Annotated in this window: 12 protein-coding genes; 11 read left to right on the top strand and 1 reads right to left on the bottom strand. The window is 71.6% G+C overall.

Annotation, left to right across the window (positions count from 1 at the left end; translation table 11 throughout):
- The first annotated feature begins 3 nt into the window (after positions 1–3).
- From FSW04_RS01410 to FSW04_RS01375, 8 genes are all read left to right on the top strand, one after another.
- The gene (locus FSW04_RS01410) at positions 4–1368 is read left to right on the top strand and encodes a glutamine synthetase family protein (RefSeq protein WP_187369143.1); all 1365 of its coding nucleotides are present in this window, start codon (positions 4–6) and stop codon (positions 1366–1368) included.
- A gap of 2 nt (positions 1369–1370) precedes the next feature.
- On the top strand, positions 1371–2150 hold the full coding sequence (locus tag FSW04_RS01405; RefSeq protein ID WP_146915487.1) for an SDR family NAD(P)-dependent oxidoreductase: 780 nt from the start codon (positions 1371–1373) through the stop codon (positions 2148–2150).
- 10 nt (positions 2151–2160) lie between these two features.
- A complete protein-coding gene (locus FSW04_RS01400; protein WP_146915485.1) occupies positions 2161–3579 on the top strand; it encodes an aldehyde dehydrogenase family protein in 1419 nt (472 codons plus the stop codon).
- Between the two features lie 31 nt (positions 3580–3610).
- Complete coding sequence (locus tag FSW04_RS01395) at positions 3611–4327, top strand: FadR/GntR family transcriptional regulator (protein WP_187369142.1); 717 nt, start codon at positions 3611–3613, stop codon at positions 4325–4327.
- A 205-nt stretch (positions 4328–4532) separates the two neighbouring features.
- On the top strand, positions 4533–6608 hold the full coding sequence (locus FSW04_RS01390; RefSeq protein WP_146915481.1) for a hydantoinase/oxoprolinase family protein: 2076 nt from the start codon (positions 4533–4535) through the stop codon (positions 6606–6608).
- Positions 6609–8390, top strand: coding sequence for a hydantoinase B/oxoprolinase family protein (locus FSW04_RS01385; protein WP_146915479.1), 1782 nt, complete (start codon positions 6609–6611; stop codon positions 8388–8390). It abuts the gene before it with no gap.
- On the top strand, positions 8387–9442 hold the full coding sequence (locus FSW04_RS01380; RefSeq protein WP_187369141.1) for a Glu/Leu/Phe/Val dehydrogenase: 1056 nt from the start codon (positions 8387–8389) through the stop codon (positions 9440–9442). Before FSW04_RS01385 ends, FSW04_RS01380 begins: the two co-directional genes overlap by 4 nt.
- Positions 9439–10887 carry an aldehyde dehydrogenase family protein gene (locus tag FSW04_RS01375; RefSeq protein ID WP_146915475.1) on the top strand — a complete coding sequence of 483 codons (1449 nt, stop codon included), beginning with the start codon at positions 9439–9441 and terminating at the stop codon, positions 10885–10887. The genes FSW04_RS01380 and FSW04_RS01375 overlap by 4 nt, the downstream gene beginning before the upstream one ends.
- Positions 10888–10893: 6 nt before the next feature.
- Here FSW04_RS01375 and FSW04_RS01370 read toward each other — a convergent pair whose 3' ends face one another.
- The gene (locus FSW04_RS01370; RefSeq protein WP_187369140.1) at positions 10894–11694 is read right to left on the bottom strand and encodes a FadR/GntR family transcriptional regulator; all 801 of its coding nucleotides are present in this window, start codon (positions 11692–11694) and stop codon (positions 10894–10896) included.
- Here FSW04_RS01370 and FSW04_RS01365 point away from each other — a divergent pair.
- From FSW04_RS01365 to FSW04_RS01355, 3 genes are read left to right on the top strand one after another with little or no spacing between them, the layout of a single operon-like run.
- Positions 11693–12484, top strand: coding sequence for a gamma-glutamyl-gamma-aminobutyrate hydrolase family protein (locus tag FSW04_RS01365; protein WP_146915470.1), 792 nt, complete (start codon positions 11693–11695; stop codon positions 12482–12484). The two genes, FSW04_RS01370 and FSW04_RS01365, sit on opposite strands and share 2 nt — an antisense overlap.
- On the top strand, positions 12468–13280 hold the full coding sequence (locus FSW04_RS01360) for an SDR family NAD(P)-dependent oxidoreductase (protein WP_146915468.1): 813 nt from the start codon (positions 12468–12470) through the stop codon (positions 13278–13280). Before FSW04_RS01365 ends, FSW04_RS01360 begins: the two co-directional genes overlap by 17 nt.
- Positions 13277–14635 (top strand): glutamine synthetase family protein, encoded by a 1359-nt coding sequence (locus tag FSW04_RS01355; RefSeq protein WP_146915466.1) that lies wholly within the window; start codon positions 13277–13279, stop codon positions 14633–14635. Before FSW04_RS01360 ends, FSW04_RS01355 begins: the two co-directional genes overlap by 4 nt.
- Positions 14636–14728: the final 93 nt, after the last annotated feature.

The following is a 14728-nucleotide window of genomic DNA, read 5'->3' as shown; positions in this document are numbered from 1 at the left end:
AACATGGCACGGCCCGTGATCGGACGGCGACCGACGGCCGAGGAGGTCCTCGCATCGCTCGGCGACGTGCGCCGCGTGCGCGTCGAGACGCCCGACCTCAACGGCGCGCTCCGCGGCAAGTACGTCGCCGTCGAGAAACTGCGATCGGGCAAGCCCGTCGCGCTCCCCGAGGTCTACCTCGCACTCGACGTCGACGAGGACTTGGTGCCGGCGCCCGTCTCCGAGGAGCGCACGGGCTATCCCGACATCCTCATCGCCCCGGACTGGAGCACGGCACGCGCCATGCCCCACGAGCCGGGGGTCGTCGCGGTCGTCGGTGACGGCCTGACGAAGGCGGGAGACCGTCACCCGCAGCATCCTCGCAGCGTGTTGCGCAACGTCATCGACCGTGCCGCCGGCCACGGGTACGAGGCCGTGTTCGGCGTGGAGTACGAGTTTTGGGCCTTCCGCGACGGCGCGGAGAGCGACGCTGCCCGGCGCGTCGGTGACCTGTCCGGCATGACGCCGCTGTCGTACACGCGCCAGGGCTACAGCATGCTCCGCTGGGCCGATCACGCGGCGTTCGCCGACGACCTCGAGGCGTCCTCCCAGGCCTACGGCGTGCCCATCGAGACGCTGATGACCGAGATCGGCAACGGCCAACTCGAGGCGGCGCTCGCACCTGCGCCCGCGCTCGAGGCGGCCGACATGGCGGCGCGCTTCAAGCTCCTGGTCCGCGACGTCGCCCGCCGCCACGGCATGTACATCACCTTCATGGCCAAGCTGGTGCCCGAGCAGCAGGGCACCTCGGGGCATCTGCACCAGAGCCTGCTGCGCGACGGCCGCAACGCGTTCTGGGACGGGGCGCCGGGCCGGCTCAGCGCCGCCGGCCTCGGCTACGCCGCCGGGCTGCTGCGCGCCACGCGCGACTGCGCAGCGTTCTTCGCGCCCTATCCCAACTCCTACCGCCGGTACGTCCCCGGGCACTGGGCACCGCTGCAACTCTCCTGGGGCTGGGACGATCGCAACAGCGCCGTCCGCGCCATCACCCTCTCAGCCTCGGCGACGCGCTTCGAGCAGCGGCGCTCCGGCAGCGACCTGCAGCCCTATCTCGCGATCGCCGCCTGTATCGCCGGCGGGGTGGACGGCATCCTGGCTCAGCGCGATCCGGGCCCTCCCGGGGAGCCGCTCACCTCCATGCCGCTGCCCGCCGACCTGCGCGCGGCCGCTGCCCTGCTGCGCGGGTCCGCACTCGCGCGCGACTGGCTCGGTGACGAGCTCGTCGAGCTCTATGCCGCGTCCCGTGACGACGAGCAACGTGTCTACGACCAGCTGGCCCGGGCGCACATCCCCGCCTGGGAGATCCGACGCTACTTCGAGGTGGTGTGATCATGCGACTCGAGGGAAAGGTGGCAGCCATCACCGGCGCAGGGTCCGGCATGGGTCGCGCGGCGGCCCTGCGCTTCGCCCAGGAGGGCGCGGTGGTCGTCGTCGTCGACATCGACGGCCCCGCGGCACAGGCGGTCCGCGACGAGGTGGCGGCCGCCGGCGGCCGCGCCATGGCCGTCCGTGCCGACGTCGCGCAGGCATCGGACGTCAAGGGCATGGTGGACGCGGCCGAGTCGACGTTCGGCGGGCTCGACATCCTCTACAACAACGCCGGATACTGGCGCTACGCGATCGACGGCTACGAGCCCGGGGTCACGGACGGACCCTCGCCCCTGCTCACTGAGGACATCTGGGAGACCACGATCAACGTCTCCCTCAAGGGCACGTACCTTGGCGCCCGCTACGGCATCCCGGCGCTGCGCCGGCGGGGGGGCGGCTCGATCATCAACTGCTCGTCGGTCGCCGCATTCCGGGTAGGGCACGGCGCATCGGATGCCTACACCGCCGCCAAGGGGGGCGTCGTGGCGCTCACCCGGAGCCTGGCGGTCGAGCACGGGCCCGAGGGCATCCGCGTCAACTGCATCGTGCCCGGGCCGATCGAGACGCCACTGGTCGACCGCATCCCCCCCGAGGCGCGCGAGGCCTTCGGGGCCAACGTCCCCCTCGGCCGGTGGGGCCGGCCCGAGGACATCGCCAACATGGCGCTGTTCCTCGCATCGTCGGAGTCGGCCTATTGCACCGGCCAGATGTTCGTGGTCGACGGGGGCTACCTTGCCCTCTGAGGAGCAGCTGATGCTGGCTGGCGTCCGGGCCACGGCCGCCGAGGGCACCACGTTCACGGTGCACAACCCGGCGACCGGCGAGGTCGTGGCCGTCGTGGCCGAGGCCGGCCAGGAGGACGTGGACCGCGCGGTGGCCGCGGCCCGGCGGGCCCAGGACGCATGGGCCCTGTGCGGCCCGTCGGACCGCGGCGCGGTCCTGGCGCGGCTGGCGGACCTCATCGAGGCTGAGGCCGAGGCGCTCGCGCTGCTCGAGACCACCGACAACGGGCTGCCGGTCGCCGAGACGCGGGGGATGGCCGCCGGCGCGGCGGCGATCCTGCGCTACTACGCGGGCGCGGCGGACAAGCTGCTCGGCCAGACGATGCCCAACGATGCCGGCGGGCTGCTGCTGACGCTGCGCGAGCCCCTGGGGGTCGCCGCACTGATCACGGCGTGGAACGCGCCGCTCGTCCTGGCGGCGCTGAAGGCCGCACCGGCGCTCGTCGCCGGCAACGCGGTGCTGATCAAGCCGTCCGAGCTCGCGCCGCGCACGACGCTGCGCTTCGCCGAGCTCGCCCACGCCGCGGGCGTGCCTGCGGGATGCCTCAGCGTCCTGACGGGCGGCGGCGCGGTGGGCGCCGCGCTCGTGCGCCATCCCGACGTCGCGAAGGTGAGCTTCACCGGCTCGACCTCGACCGGCATCGCGATCGCCCGAGAGGCAGCCGCCACGCTCAAGCGCGTGACGCTGGAGCTCGGAGGCAAGTCGGCCGCCGTCGTGTTCGAGGACGCCGACCTCGAGCGCATCGGCGAGGTGGCGCCTGGCGCCGCCTTCGGCATGGCCGGCCAGGACTGCTGCGCCCGCTCACGCCTGCTCGTGCAGCGCTCGGTCTACGACGAGGTGCTCGAGCGCTACGTTGCCAGGACGAACCGGCTGATCGTGGGCGACCCCCTCGACCCAGCGACCGACATCGGCCCGCTGATCTCCGCCGCGCACCGTGACCGGGTGGACGCCTGTGTCCGCGAAGGCGTCGCCGAGGGCGCGATCGTCCTCACCGGCGGCGCGCCGCCTGCCCATCTCGACGGCAGCGCGGGCTGGTATGCCCCGACCGTGCTCGACGGCGTGCACCCCGGCATGCGGGTGGCGCGGGAGGAGCTCTTCGGCCCGGTCGTCAGCGTGCTGCCGTTCACCGACGAGGACGAGGCGGTCCGGCTGGCGAACGCCACGCCGTACGGCCTGTCAGGGTCGATCTGGACCCGTGACGTCGGCCGCGCCGTCCGCGTCTCGCGACGGATCCGCAGCGGCGTGCTCGCCGTCAACTCCAACACCTCGGTCTACCTCCAGGCGCCGTTCGGCGGGACGAAGCTCTCGGGTCTGGGCCGCGAGTACGGGCTGGCTGCGCTCGAGGAGAACACCGAGCTCAAGACGCTGTTCCTGGCCGGGACCGCGTAGCCGAAGGGAGGGCGACCTCTACGCTACCCCGGTGCCCAGCCTGGAACCCATCGCCGGCCTCGGGCCGATCGACATCGCCCCGGCGTACGAGGTCGTGGTGGCGTACCTGCGGCGCGGAATACACCTCGGCGAGTTCCCGCCCGGCTGCAAGCTGCCGTCCGAGCGCGATCTCGCCGAGCAGCTCGGGGTCTCACGGGCGACGCTGCGCGAGGCGCTGCGCGAGCTCAAGGGGGCCGGCTACGTGGACATTCGCCGGGGGCCCGGGGGCGGCGTCTTCGTCCGGCAGCGCACGATGTCCGGCGCCGAGCTGCGCACCTGGTTCGCCGAGCAGGGCACGGAGATGGACGCAGTCTTCGAGTTCCGCGCGGTAGTGGAGCCCCTGGCCGCGCGGCGGGCCGCCGCCCGGGCCGACACCGTGCTCATCGCCGAGCTGTCGGCGCTCAACGAGCGCATGGCGACGACGACGGAGGTCGGGGCGTTCCGGCAGGCCGACCTGCGGTTCCACCTGCGCATCGCCGAGGCGGCCGGCGCCGATCTCGTGCGCCATGCCGTCGAGGAGGCGCGGGCCGCGCTGTTCCTGCCGTTCCAGCCGCTGGACCTCGACCAGATGCGCGAGCGCACGGTCCCCGAGCACGAGCGCATCGTGCAGGGGTTGAAGGATGCCGACGCCGCCGCGGCCGCCACGGCGATGGAGCAACACGTGCGCGGGACGGCCCATGCGCTGGCCTCCGGCTCGCGCCGCGGTTGAAGAACTTTCCCCATTACAGCGGCTGAGTAGGTATGTTGATCAGACCCATTGTCCAGAATCGTGTCGATCTCTGATCAGTGCTGCGAAGCATGGAAGGGGCGTTGACTGGGCCGGCCGGCATGGACTACGCTCTAGACCATAGAGTCCATTGGCTCCAGTGGCCTGCAGGTCGGAGTTCCGCGTCGTCAGTTCCATAGGAGAGTGCATGTCCTTCAGAATCGCAGTCGACACCGGCGGGACTTTCACGGACGTGGTGGTCGCCGATGACGCTGGAGTCCTGACGGTCAACAAGGCGCTCACAGATCAGGACCGGGTGTTCTCCGGCATCCGTGAGGCGCTTGAGGTGACGGGCTCCGGCTACGGGACCGACGCGGTCGGTCTCCTGAACGAGACCGACCTCTTCATCTACGCCACTACGCGAGCAACGAACGCCGTGATCGAGGGCAGGACTGCGCGCACCGCGTTTCTCACGACGAAGGGCTTTCCCGACACGCTGGTACTCCGCGAGGGCGGAAAGTTCAATGCCTACGATTTCGCGACGTCCTTCCCGGAGCCCTACATCCCCCGTCGCCTGACGTTCGAGATCGACGAGCGCGTCGACTCCGAGGGTCAGGTGGTCACTGCGTTGGACGAGACTCAGGCACGTGAGGTCCTGCGTCGTCTCGGGCGCCTCGACGTCGAGGCCGTGGCGGTCTGCCTGCTGTGGTCGACGTCCAACGCTGTGCACGAGCGCCGGCTCGGCGAGCTGATGGCCGAGGAGATCCCGGAGATTCCGTTCACGCTGTCGCATGAGCTGAACCCGATCGTGCGGGAGTACCGGCGTGCCTCGTCGGCGGCCTTGGACGCGTCGCTCAAGCCGCTGATGCAGGGTCATCTCAACGGTCTCGAGACCGACCTGCGGGCCAATGGTTTCCGCGGCGAGCTGCTGGCCGCCACATCGTTCGGCGGGGTGACCCACGTCGAGGACATGGTGAAGCGTCCGATCTGCTCGGTGCGCTCCGGGCCGGCGATGGCGCCCGTGGCCGGCCGTACATATGGCGGCGCGGAGGGACGGATCGACAACATCATCGTCTGCGACACGGGCGGGACGAGCTTCGACGTCAGCCTGGTGCGCGACGGACAGATCAAGTTCACGCGCGAGACCTGGCTCGGGAAGCAGTTCACCGGTCACCTGACGGGTCTGTCATCGGTGGACGCCCGGAGCATCGGCGCCGGCGGCGGGTCGATCGCCTGGGTCGATCCCGGCGGGCTGCTGCGCGTCGGACCCCACAGCGCCGGGTCACGGCCGGGGCCCGCATGCTACGGCCGGGGCGGCAAGCAGCCGACCGTGACCGATGCGGCGCTGATCGCCGGCTACCTCAACCCGGACAACTTCCTCGGCGGCCGGATGCACCTCGACGTCGAGGCGGCGCGCGCGGCGCTGCAGCCCGTCGCCGAGCGGCTTGGCCAGAACGTCGAGGACTGTGTCCAGGCGGTCCTGACGATCGCCAACGAGCACATGGTGCAGGCCATCCAGGAGATCACGGTCAACGAAGGCGTCGACCCGCGGGAGAGCCTGGTGGTCGCCGGCGGCGGCGCCGGCGGCCTGAACATCGTCCCGATCGTCGCCGAGCTCGGGTGCCGCGAGGTGCTCGTCCCACGGACCGCCGGCGGGCTGTCGGCGTGTGGGGCGCAGTACTCCGACGTGGTCACCGAGTTCTCGGCGAGCCTGTTCACCGAGAGCTCGTCGTTCGCGTTCGACGGGGTCAACGCCGTGCTCGCCGGGCTCGACCGGCGCATCGACGGCTTCGTGGACGGCCTGCGCGAGCGCGGGATGACCGCGTTTCACCGTGAGTACTTCGCCGAGGCGCGCTACGCCTACCAGGTGTGGGAGTTGGAGGTGCCGTTGCCGTCGGGCCGGTTCGACGACGTCTCCGATCTCGACGCCCTCGTCGCGGGAATGCACGATGCCCACGAGCGCGTCTTCGCCGTCCGTGACGAGCACTCGGCGGTCGAGGTGCTCTTCTGGAGAGCACGGGTCACCGCGACGCTCGACCGTCCAGTGGTCGAGGCCGCCGGCGCCGGCGCGGCCGAGGCGACGGACGCGGCGCGCGGCTCCCGGCGCGCGCTGTTCAAGGATGGGGCGCTGGAGACGGCGATCTTCGACGGCCCGTCGCTGCAACCGGGCGCGGTGATCCGCGGGCCGGCGGTCATCGAGGAGCCGACGACGACGATCGTCGTCTACCCGGAGGCCACGGCCAGGGTGACGGCCACCAAGAACTACCTGCTGGAGGTGTCGTAGATGTCGACGCGAGCATCCGAGACGTTCGACCCGGCCCTGCTGGCCGTCCTGTCGAACCGGTTCGACGCCATCGTGCGCGAGATGACCAACACGCTGCTGCGCAGCGGCCGGTCGGCCGTGCTCAACATGGCTCGCGATTTCTCGTGCACGATCGTCACGGGCGACAACCGGCTGCTGGCGGCGGCCGAGGGGCTGCCGGTGCACATCTCGGGCTCGCACCTGCAGACCGCGGCGATGACGGAGCTGCACCCCGAGTACCGCGAGGGCGACGCCTACCTCCACAACGACCCGTATCTCGGCAACACCCACCACGCCGATCACACGATCCTGGCGCCGGTGTTCGTCGACGGCGAGCACCTGTTCACCGCGGTGGCCAAGGCCCATCAGGCCGACGCGGGCAACAGCCTCCCCACGACCTACATGCCGTTCACCGCCGACATCTACGAGGAGGGGGCGCTGAGCTTCCCCTGCGTCAAGGTGCAGTCCGACTACCGCGACATCGAGGATGTCATCCGCATGTGCCGGCGACGCATCCGCGTGCCCGATCAATGGTACGGCGACTACCTCGCCACACTCGGCTCGGCGCGGATCGCCGAGCGCCGGCTCAAGGAGCTGGCGGCCAAGTACGGGTCCGAGGTGCTCAAGGCGTTCGTGGAGGAGTGGTTCGACTATTCCGAGCGCCGGATGCGCCACGCGCTGTCGCAGATGCCGAGCGGGCGCTACATCGGCTCGGGAACCCACGACCCGATCCCGGCGGTGCCCGACGGCATCCCGGTGAAGGTCATCGTGGAGATCGATGCCGAGGCCGAGCGCGCGACGATCGACCTGCGCGACAACATCGACTGCGTGCCGGCCGGGCTCAACCAGTCAGAGGCCACGGCGATCAACAACGTCACGACCGGGCTCTTCAACGTCCTCGATCCGGACATCCCGCACAACGCGGGCACCTTCCGGCGCATCGACGTGCTGCTCCGTGCCAACTGCGTGGTCGGCATCCCCGAGCATCCGACCTGCTGCTCGATGGCGACGACGAACGTCGCCGACCGGTTGATCAACGCCACGCAGTCGGCGTTCGCCGAGATCGGCGACGGGTGGGGGCTCGCCGAGGGCGGGAACGGGATGGGCATCGGATGGGGAGTCGTCTCCGGCGCGGATTGGCGGCGAGGCGGCGCGCCGTACGTCAACCAGCTGATCATCGGCAGCAACGGCGGTCCCGCCGGGCCGACGTGCGACGGATGGCTGACCTGGGCGCTGCCGTGTGCCGCGGGCCTGCTGTACCGCGACTCCGTCGAGGTCGATGAGCAGAAGTACCCGATCCACGTGGAGTCCCTGAACATCGTCACCGACGGCGGCGGGGCGGGTGAGCACCGCGGTGCGCCCCCCGCACGCATCGTCTACGGCCCCAAGCACGACCCGATGACGGTGGCCTACGTCGCGGATGGGCGGCTGAACCCGCCGCGGGGCGTCCGCGGCGGCCTCGACGGCCATCCTTCGTACGCCGCGCTGCTGGACCTCGATACCGGGGTCGAGCAGGAGCTTCCGACGCTCGGCCAGCGCGAGGTCGGACCACGTGAGCGCGTCGTCGGCATCGACGCGGGCGGGGGCGGCTATGGGTCCCCCCTGCGACGCGATCCCGCTTCTGTGCTGCACGATGTGGTGGAGGGATGGGTCTCGCGCCACGCGGCCGAAGAGATCTACGGCGTGCGCTTCACGGGCAGCGACAGCGACGACACGCTCGCCGTCGATGCCGGCGCGACCGAGACGGCCCGCGGATCGTCTTGAGCGATCTCTCGATCGATGCCGCGTTCGACGACCACGAGGTCGTCGAGCTCGTGCACGATCCGCAGACCGGGCTGCGGGCGATCATCGCCGTCCACTGCACGGCCCCCGGACCGGCCATGGGCGGCATCCGGCGCATGGACTACCGGTCCGTCGAGGACGCGCTGATCGATGTGCTTCGCCTCTCGCGGGCCATGACGGCCAAGAACGTCATGGCGGGGCTGCCACTGGGCGGCGGCAAGACGGTCATGATCGACCGCGGCGACCCGGCCGATCCGCGTCAGCTCGCGGCGCTGGGCGAGGCGATCGGGCGGCTCGACGGCCGCTACGCCGGGGCGGAGGACATCGGGACCGGCCCGGCCGACATGGACGTCATCGCGCGCCACACCCGCCACGTCGTCGGGCGGCCGGCGTCCAGCGGCGGAAGCGGCGACCCGTCGCCGACGACCGCCCGCACCGTCCTGCACGCGTGCCTGTCGGCACTCCGGCGTCCCCGCGAGGCCGGCGCGCTGGAAGGGATCAGGGCCGGCGTGCAGGGCGTGGGGAAGGTCGGTGCCGCGCTCGCCCGCGGCCTGCACGCCCTTGGCGCCGACGTCGTCGTGGCCGACGCATCCGCCGGCCGGGCGGAGCGCCTGGCCGACGAGCTGCAGGCCGCCGTTGCGGCGCCCGCGGCGCTGCTGGACATGAAGCTCGACCTCCTGGCTCCGTGCGCCGTCGGGGGCGTCATCGATCGGCCGGTCGCCGGGCGGATCCGGGCGCGGGTCGTCTGCGGCGCGGCCAACAACCAGCTGACGATCCCCGGCCTGGCGGATGTCCTGCACGAGCGCGGCGTCCTCTACGTCCCCGACTACGTTGCCAACTGCGGCGGCATCATCCAGGTGGGCGGTGAGTACCTCGGATGGACGCCCGACAAGGTGGAGGCCAGCGTCACGGCGGCGATCGCCCGCTGCGACGACCTGCTGTCGGACGCGCGCACCTCCGGTCTGCCGCCGGCCGCCCAGGCCGATCTCGTCGTCGCCCGCCGGCTGGAGCAGCTGTTGGGCGCCGCCGCGTGAGCGACCGCGGCGCGCTCAACCTCATCGACGGCGAGGTGGTGGTGCCTGCGCTGACGCTGGGGCGCCTGGAGGATCCGAGCACCGGCACCCCCGCCGGGGAGATGCGGAGCACGCACGCCGGCGATGTCGAGCGAGCCCTGGATGCCGCCGACCGGGCATGGGGTCATGGCGACGGAGCGTTCAGCACGCGCGGCATCGGGGACCGGCTTGCCGCGCTGCGGCGCCTGGGCGACGCGCTCGACGAGCGTGCCGACGACTTCGCCCACCTCCATGCGCGCGAGACCGGCATCCCGATCGCCGTGTCCCGGCTGTTTGCGGCGGGCCTCGGCGGCATCGCCCGCGGGGTCGCGCAGCTCGCGCCGCCCGTGGTGGCGGGGCGCCGCCTCGACGCCGGCCCGCGGCGCGTCGAGGCGCTGCGGCTTCCGTGGGGCCCGGCCGCGCTGTACGCGGCCTGGAACGCGGCGGCGTTCCTGGCGACCACGAAGCTCTCCTACGCGATCGCCGCCGGCTGTCCCGCGATCCTCAAGCCCTCCGAGTACGCCCCGGCTACGACCGGCCTGCTGGTCGAGGCCCTGCAGGCGGCCGAGCTCGGGTGGGGCGCGGTCCAGGTCGTGTGCGGGGGCGCCGAGGTGGGCGCAGCGCTGGCCGCCGACCGCCGGGTCCGCATGATCAGCTACACCGGCGGCACGGCCGGAGGCCGTGCCGTGGCCGCCGCCTCCATCGGCCGCATGGCCGCGCTCCAGCTCGAGCTCAGCGCCAGCAACCCGGCGATCGTCGCCCCGCGTGCCGACCTGCAGGAGGCGGCCGAAGAGCTCGCGCGCGGCGCACTGGTGCTCAACGGTCAGTGGTGTGAGGCGCCGCGGCGCGTCTTCGTGCACCGGGCCGACCACGACGAGTTGGTCGCACGGATCCTGGGCGAGCTGGGACGCGGTCGGATCGGGCCGGCGCTGGAGGACTCCACCGACATCGGCCCCCTGGCGCACAGGACGCACCGCGACAGCGTCGCTCAGGACGTGGAGCGCCTCGGCCAGATCGGCGAGGTCGCGCGATCGCACGATCAGCTTCCGCCCGAGGGGCTCTTCCTCTCGCCGACCGTCGTCGCCGGACTGCCGACCGGTGCGGTCCGCGGGGAGATCTTCGGCCCAGTGCTGGCCGTCTCGCCCTACGCCGGGCTGGAGGAGGCGCTGCAGGCGGCCAACGCGCTCGACGACGGGCTTGCCGGCTACGTCTTCGCCTCCGATCCCGATGAGGCGTTCGGCATCGGCCTGCGGCTGCACGCCGGTGAGGTCCGGCTGGGGGGCGTCCGCGTGCTCGATCTCGCCGACGGCTCCGCGCAGTCGTTCTGGGGCACGAGCGGTACCGGCGGTCACGGCCGGGCGTCCGTGCTCGCCGCTCACCTCGGCACGCGGATCGTCGGTGAGGAGGATCGCTCGCTGGCGCTCTAGCCCCGGCTACGAGGCGGAGGCGGGAAACAGCGCCTTGATCTCGCCGGTGGTCGTCCGGATGTGCGCGTCCATCGCCGCCCGCGCGGCCTCGGGATCACGATCCTCGATGGCGGTGAGGATCGCCTGGTGTGCTTCCACGGCGCTGGGAAGCACGATGTCGAAGGCCAGGACGTCGAGCGGCTCGAACATCGCGATACGGGCGTCCTCCACCGCACGCTCCAACGGCGGGCAGGCGGCGTTGCGCGCGACGGTGAGGTGGAAGGCGGAGTCCGCCCGCCGGAACGTGCCGATGTCGGACGCCGACGTCAGGTCGGTGACCGCCGTGCGCAACTCCCTGACCGCGGCCGCCTTGCGATGCTGGGCGGCGCGCGCCGCGGCCAGCGGCTCGATTGCGAGTCGGAACTCCTGGGTCGCCAGTACGTCGTCCAGCCGGCGGCGCACCTGGCGGCGCAACTGCGCACTGGTGCCGCGCGCGCGAATCATCGTCCCACCCGTCTGGCCGCGCCGCACGTGGACGAGGCCCTCGCCCTCCAGCACGCGGACGGCCTCGCGCAAGGTCACACGTGAGACGCCGAGCTGCTCGGCGTGCTCGCGCTCGGGCGGCAGCTTGTCGCCCGGCGCGTAGCGACCCAGCTGGATCTCGCGGCGCAGATGCTCGACCACCACGGCGTAGGCGGCGGGAACGGTGACGCGACTCGGGGACACCGGGCAAGGATACGCCGAGAACTCCCTCGCGTGGCCTGTCTTGCAGTCCAGAAGACCAATCGCTTGCCACATCATGGGGCTTTGGACTAAATTCTGATCCATGAGGACCGAGTCCGGGGCGTCCGACCCCGTCCTGATCGGCATCACAGGGGCCCGGGCGCGCGCGTCTCGCGTGATGGGCATGCCCGAGCTGCTGCTGGGAGGCATCGTGGATCTGCACCATGTGCCGTACACCACGGCCGTCGCCGCCGCGGGCGGGACGCCCGTCCAGCTCACCCGAGACGCGCGGCCGGCGGATCTCGTGCGTCGGCTGGATGGTGTGGTCGTCGCGGGAGGCGATGACGTCGATCCGCGCCTGTACGGCAGCCGCCCCGGTTTGCACGCCACCCATATCGACCCTGACCGCGACGCGTTCGAGCTCGAGCTCATCGAGCTCGCCCTCCGGCAGAACACACCGCTGCTGGGGATCTGCCGTGGGTGCCAGCTGCTCAACGTCGTGCGCGGGGGTACCCTCGTCGACCACCTGCCGCTCGACGCCGGCGAAGCGCACGGCCAGTTGGCGTATCCGCTTCACGCGCGCGTTCACGGCCTGGACCTCGTCCGGGGGGAGCTCCTAGAACACGTCCTGCCCGCCGACGTTGGCGTCAACAGCTTCCACCACCAGTCCGTCGCCGAGCTCGGCCGAGGGGTGGTGCCCATCGCCACAGCTCCCGACGGCGTGTGCGAGGCCATCAGGATCGGCTCGCGCGCGCTGGGAGTCCAGTGGCACCCCGAGTACCTGCGCGAGCAGCCCGATCCTGTCTTCACCTGGCTGGTCGATGCGGCGCGACGAAGCGCCCGGGCCGAGACCATGACCATCAACGAGGAACCCGCCCATGTCGCCACATCCTGATCAGGCCGCGCCGGCCGCCGTCCGAGCCATTCGCGATCGACACGCCGGGCGACGGGCGCTCGTCACCGGCGCCGGGTCGGGGATCGGGCGCGCGATCGCCCGTCGCCTCGCGGCTGAGGGCGCGTCGGTGGCCTGCCTTGACGTCGATCGCCGGGCGGCCGGCGAGACCGCCGCGGCGATCGAGGCGGCGGGAGGCACGCCGTTGGTCGTCGTCGCCGACGTCCGCCGTGGCGTCGAGGTTCGGGCCGCGGTCGGCCAGGCCATCGCTGACCTCGGCGGGCTCGACCTCCTGGTCAACGCCGCCGGAATCGTGACGATGTCCGGCTTCGACGACGTCACCGAGGATGAGTGGGACCGTGTCGTCGATGTCAACATGAAGGGGTACTTCCTCGTGGCCAAGGCGGCGGTCGAAGCATTGGCAGTCGGCAACAATCCCGCCATGGTGAACATCACGACCATCGAGGCCGAGGTCATCGTCAGCACGACGGGTCGCTGTCAGGTGCACTACAACGCCTCCAAGGGCGGCGCGCTCATGTTGACCAAGGCGCTGGCCGCAGAGCTGGCGCGCCGCGGCATCCGCGTCAACGCGGTGGCGCCCGGGGCGACGAACACGCTGTTCACCGGCACGAGCTTTGCCGATCCGGATGTGTTCGCCGTGATCTCCGACCGGCTGCTGATCAAGCGTGTCGGCGAGCCCGAGGACATGGCCGCCGCGGTGTCGTTCCTGCTCTCCGAGGACGCCTCCTACATCACAGGCATCCAGTTGCCCGTCGACGGCGGCTGGCTCGTCCGATGAGCGAGGGCAGACTGACGCTCGACGATCTGCTCGGCGGCCGCTTCGAGAGCGTCATCCTCGCCACGGTCGACGTGCAGGGCCGGCTCGTGGGCAAGCGCATGAGCCCGCGGGCGTTCGCGCAGAAGCTGCCGGACGGAATCCACGTCTGCACCTGCACGCTGGCCTGGGACATGGACCAGGCGCTCGAGGGCCTGGCGGTCCCCTTCGCGGGGGAGCACACGGGCTGGCACGACTTCATGGTCAGGCCCGAACTGAGCACGCTGCGCGTGGCCGGCTGGGCGCAGGAGACGGCCATCTGCCTGGGCGACGCCGTCGACGATCGCGGCGGCTTGGTGCCCGTTTCGCCGCGTACCATCCTCAGGCGCCAGATCACGGCGCTGGCCGATCTCGGGCTTCACGCTCGGGTGAGCACCGAGCTGGAGTTCTTCCTCTTCCGGACGACGTACGACGATGCGCGACGCGTCGGCTACGCGAACCTCGAGCCGACGACGCTGACGCATGCGGACTACGCCGTGCAGCAGACCGAGGACCTCGAGCCGTTCTTCCGGCCCGCGCGGCAGGCGCTCGCGGCGTCGGGCCTGGACGTCGAGCTCAGCCAGGGCGAGTGGGGCCTCGGTCAGTGGGAGATGAACCTTCCGCACGACGAGGCGCTGGCCATGGCCGATGCCCACGTGCTCTTCAAGCTGGGGCTCAAGAGGATGGCCAGCCGGGCGGGCCTGGCGGCGACGTTCATGGCGCGCCCGTCGACCGAGGCCGGGATCGGCTCGTCGTGCCACATCCATGTGTCGCTGACCGGCGCCGGCGGCGAGTCGCTGTTCTTCGACCCCTCACGGGAGCGGGCCGTCGGGCACCGGCTGTTGCACGCCGTCGGCGGCGTGTTGGATCGGGCGCCCGAGCTGATGCAGCTCTACGCCCCTACCGTCAACAGTTACCGGCGGACGGCGAGCGACGACTTCGCCGGGCGAGGACGCACCTGGGGCTTCGACAACCGAACCGTCAGCTGCCGCGTCGTCGGCGACCAGGCCGAGAGCATCCGTCTCGAGTACCGAGTGCCGGGCGCCGACGTCAATCCCTACTTGGCGATCGCAGGTCTGCTGGCCTCTGTCGCCGACGGACTCCAGCGGCAGCTGGACCCAGGACCACCGTTGTCGGGAAGCAGCTACGAGCTGGACATCGCGCCCCTGCCACCGACACTCGAGCGTGCCACGGAGCGGTTCGCCACGAGTGACTTCGCGAAGCGCGTATTCGGACAGGACGTCGTGGAGCACTACGCCGTCCTGTCGCGCCACGAGACGCGCATGTTCAACACCTCCGTCACCGACTGGGAGAAGCATCGGTACTTCGAGCTGATCTAGGACCCGGCTGGTGGTGGATCCGTGGGCGCCCCGCCCGGAGGGGCGGCGCCCAGCGGGCGCGGTCGGAGCGTCAGGGCGCGGTCAGGGCTGCGG

Source organism: Baekduia soli (assembly GCF_007970665.1).
GTDB lineage: Bacteria > Actinomycetota > Thermoleophilia > Solirubrobacterales > Solirubrobacteraceae > Baekduia > Baekduia soli.
The sequence above is the reverse complement of the archived record's forward strand: the minus strand, read 5'-3'. Positions and strand labels throughout refer to the sequence as shown.

What these genes read in the sequence shown, in the direction of transcription:
- FSW04_RS01410 (WP_187369143.1), top strand. Translation starts at nt 4, where the DNA reads ATGGCACGGCCCGTGATCGGACGGCGACCGACGGCCGAGGAGGTCCTC.
- FSW04_RS01405 (WP_146915487.1), top strand. Translation starts at nt 1,371, where the DNA reads ATGCGACTCGAGGGAAAGGTGGCAGCCATCACCGGCGCAGGGTCCGGC.
- FSW04_RS01400 (WP_146915485.1), top strand. Translation starts at nt 2,161, where the DNA reads ATGCTGGCTGGCGTCCGGGCCACGGCCGCCGAGGGCACCACGTTCACG.
- FSW04_RS01390 (WP_146915481.1), top strand. Translation starts at nt 4,533, where the DNA reads ATGTCCTTCAGAATCGCAGTCGACACCGGCGGGACTTTCACGGACGTG.
- FSW04_RS01385 (WP_146915479.1), top strand. Translation starts at nt 6,609, where the DNA reads ATGTCGACGCGAGCATCCGAGACGTTCGACCCGGCCCTGCTGGCCGTC.
- FSW04_RS01365 (WP_146915470.1), top strand. Translation starts at nt 11,693, where the DNA reads ATGAGGACCGAGTCCGGGGCGTCCGACCCCGTCCTGATCGGCATCACA.
- FSW04_RS01370 (WP_187369140.1), bottom strand. Translation starts at nt 11,694, where the DNA reads ATGGATCAGAATTTAGTCCAAAGCCCCATGATGTGGCAAGCGATTGGT.
- FSW04_RS01360 (WP_146915468.1), top strand. Translation starts at nt 12,468, where the DNA reads ATGTCGCCACATCCTGATCAGGCCGCGCCGGCCGCCGTCCGAGCCATT.
- FSW04_RS01355 (WP_146915466.1), top strand. Translation starts at nt 13,277, where the DNA reads ATGAGCGAGGGCAGACTGACGCTCGACGATCTGCTCGGCGGCCGCTTC.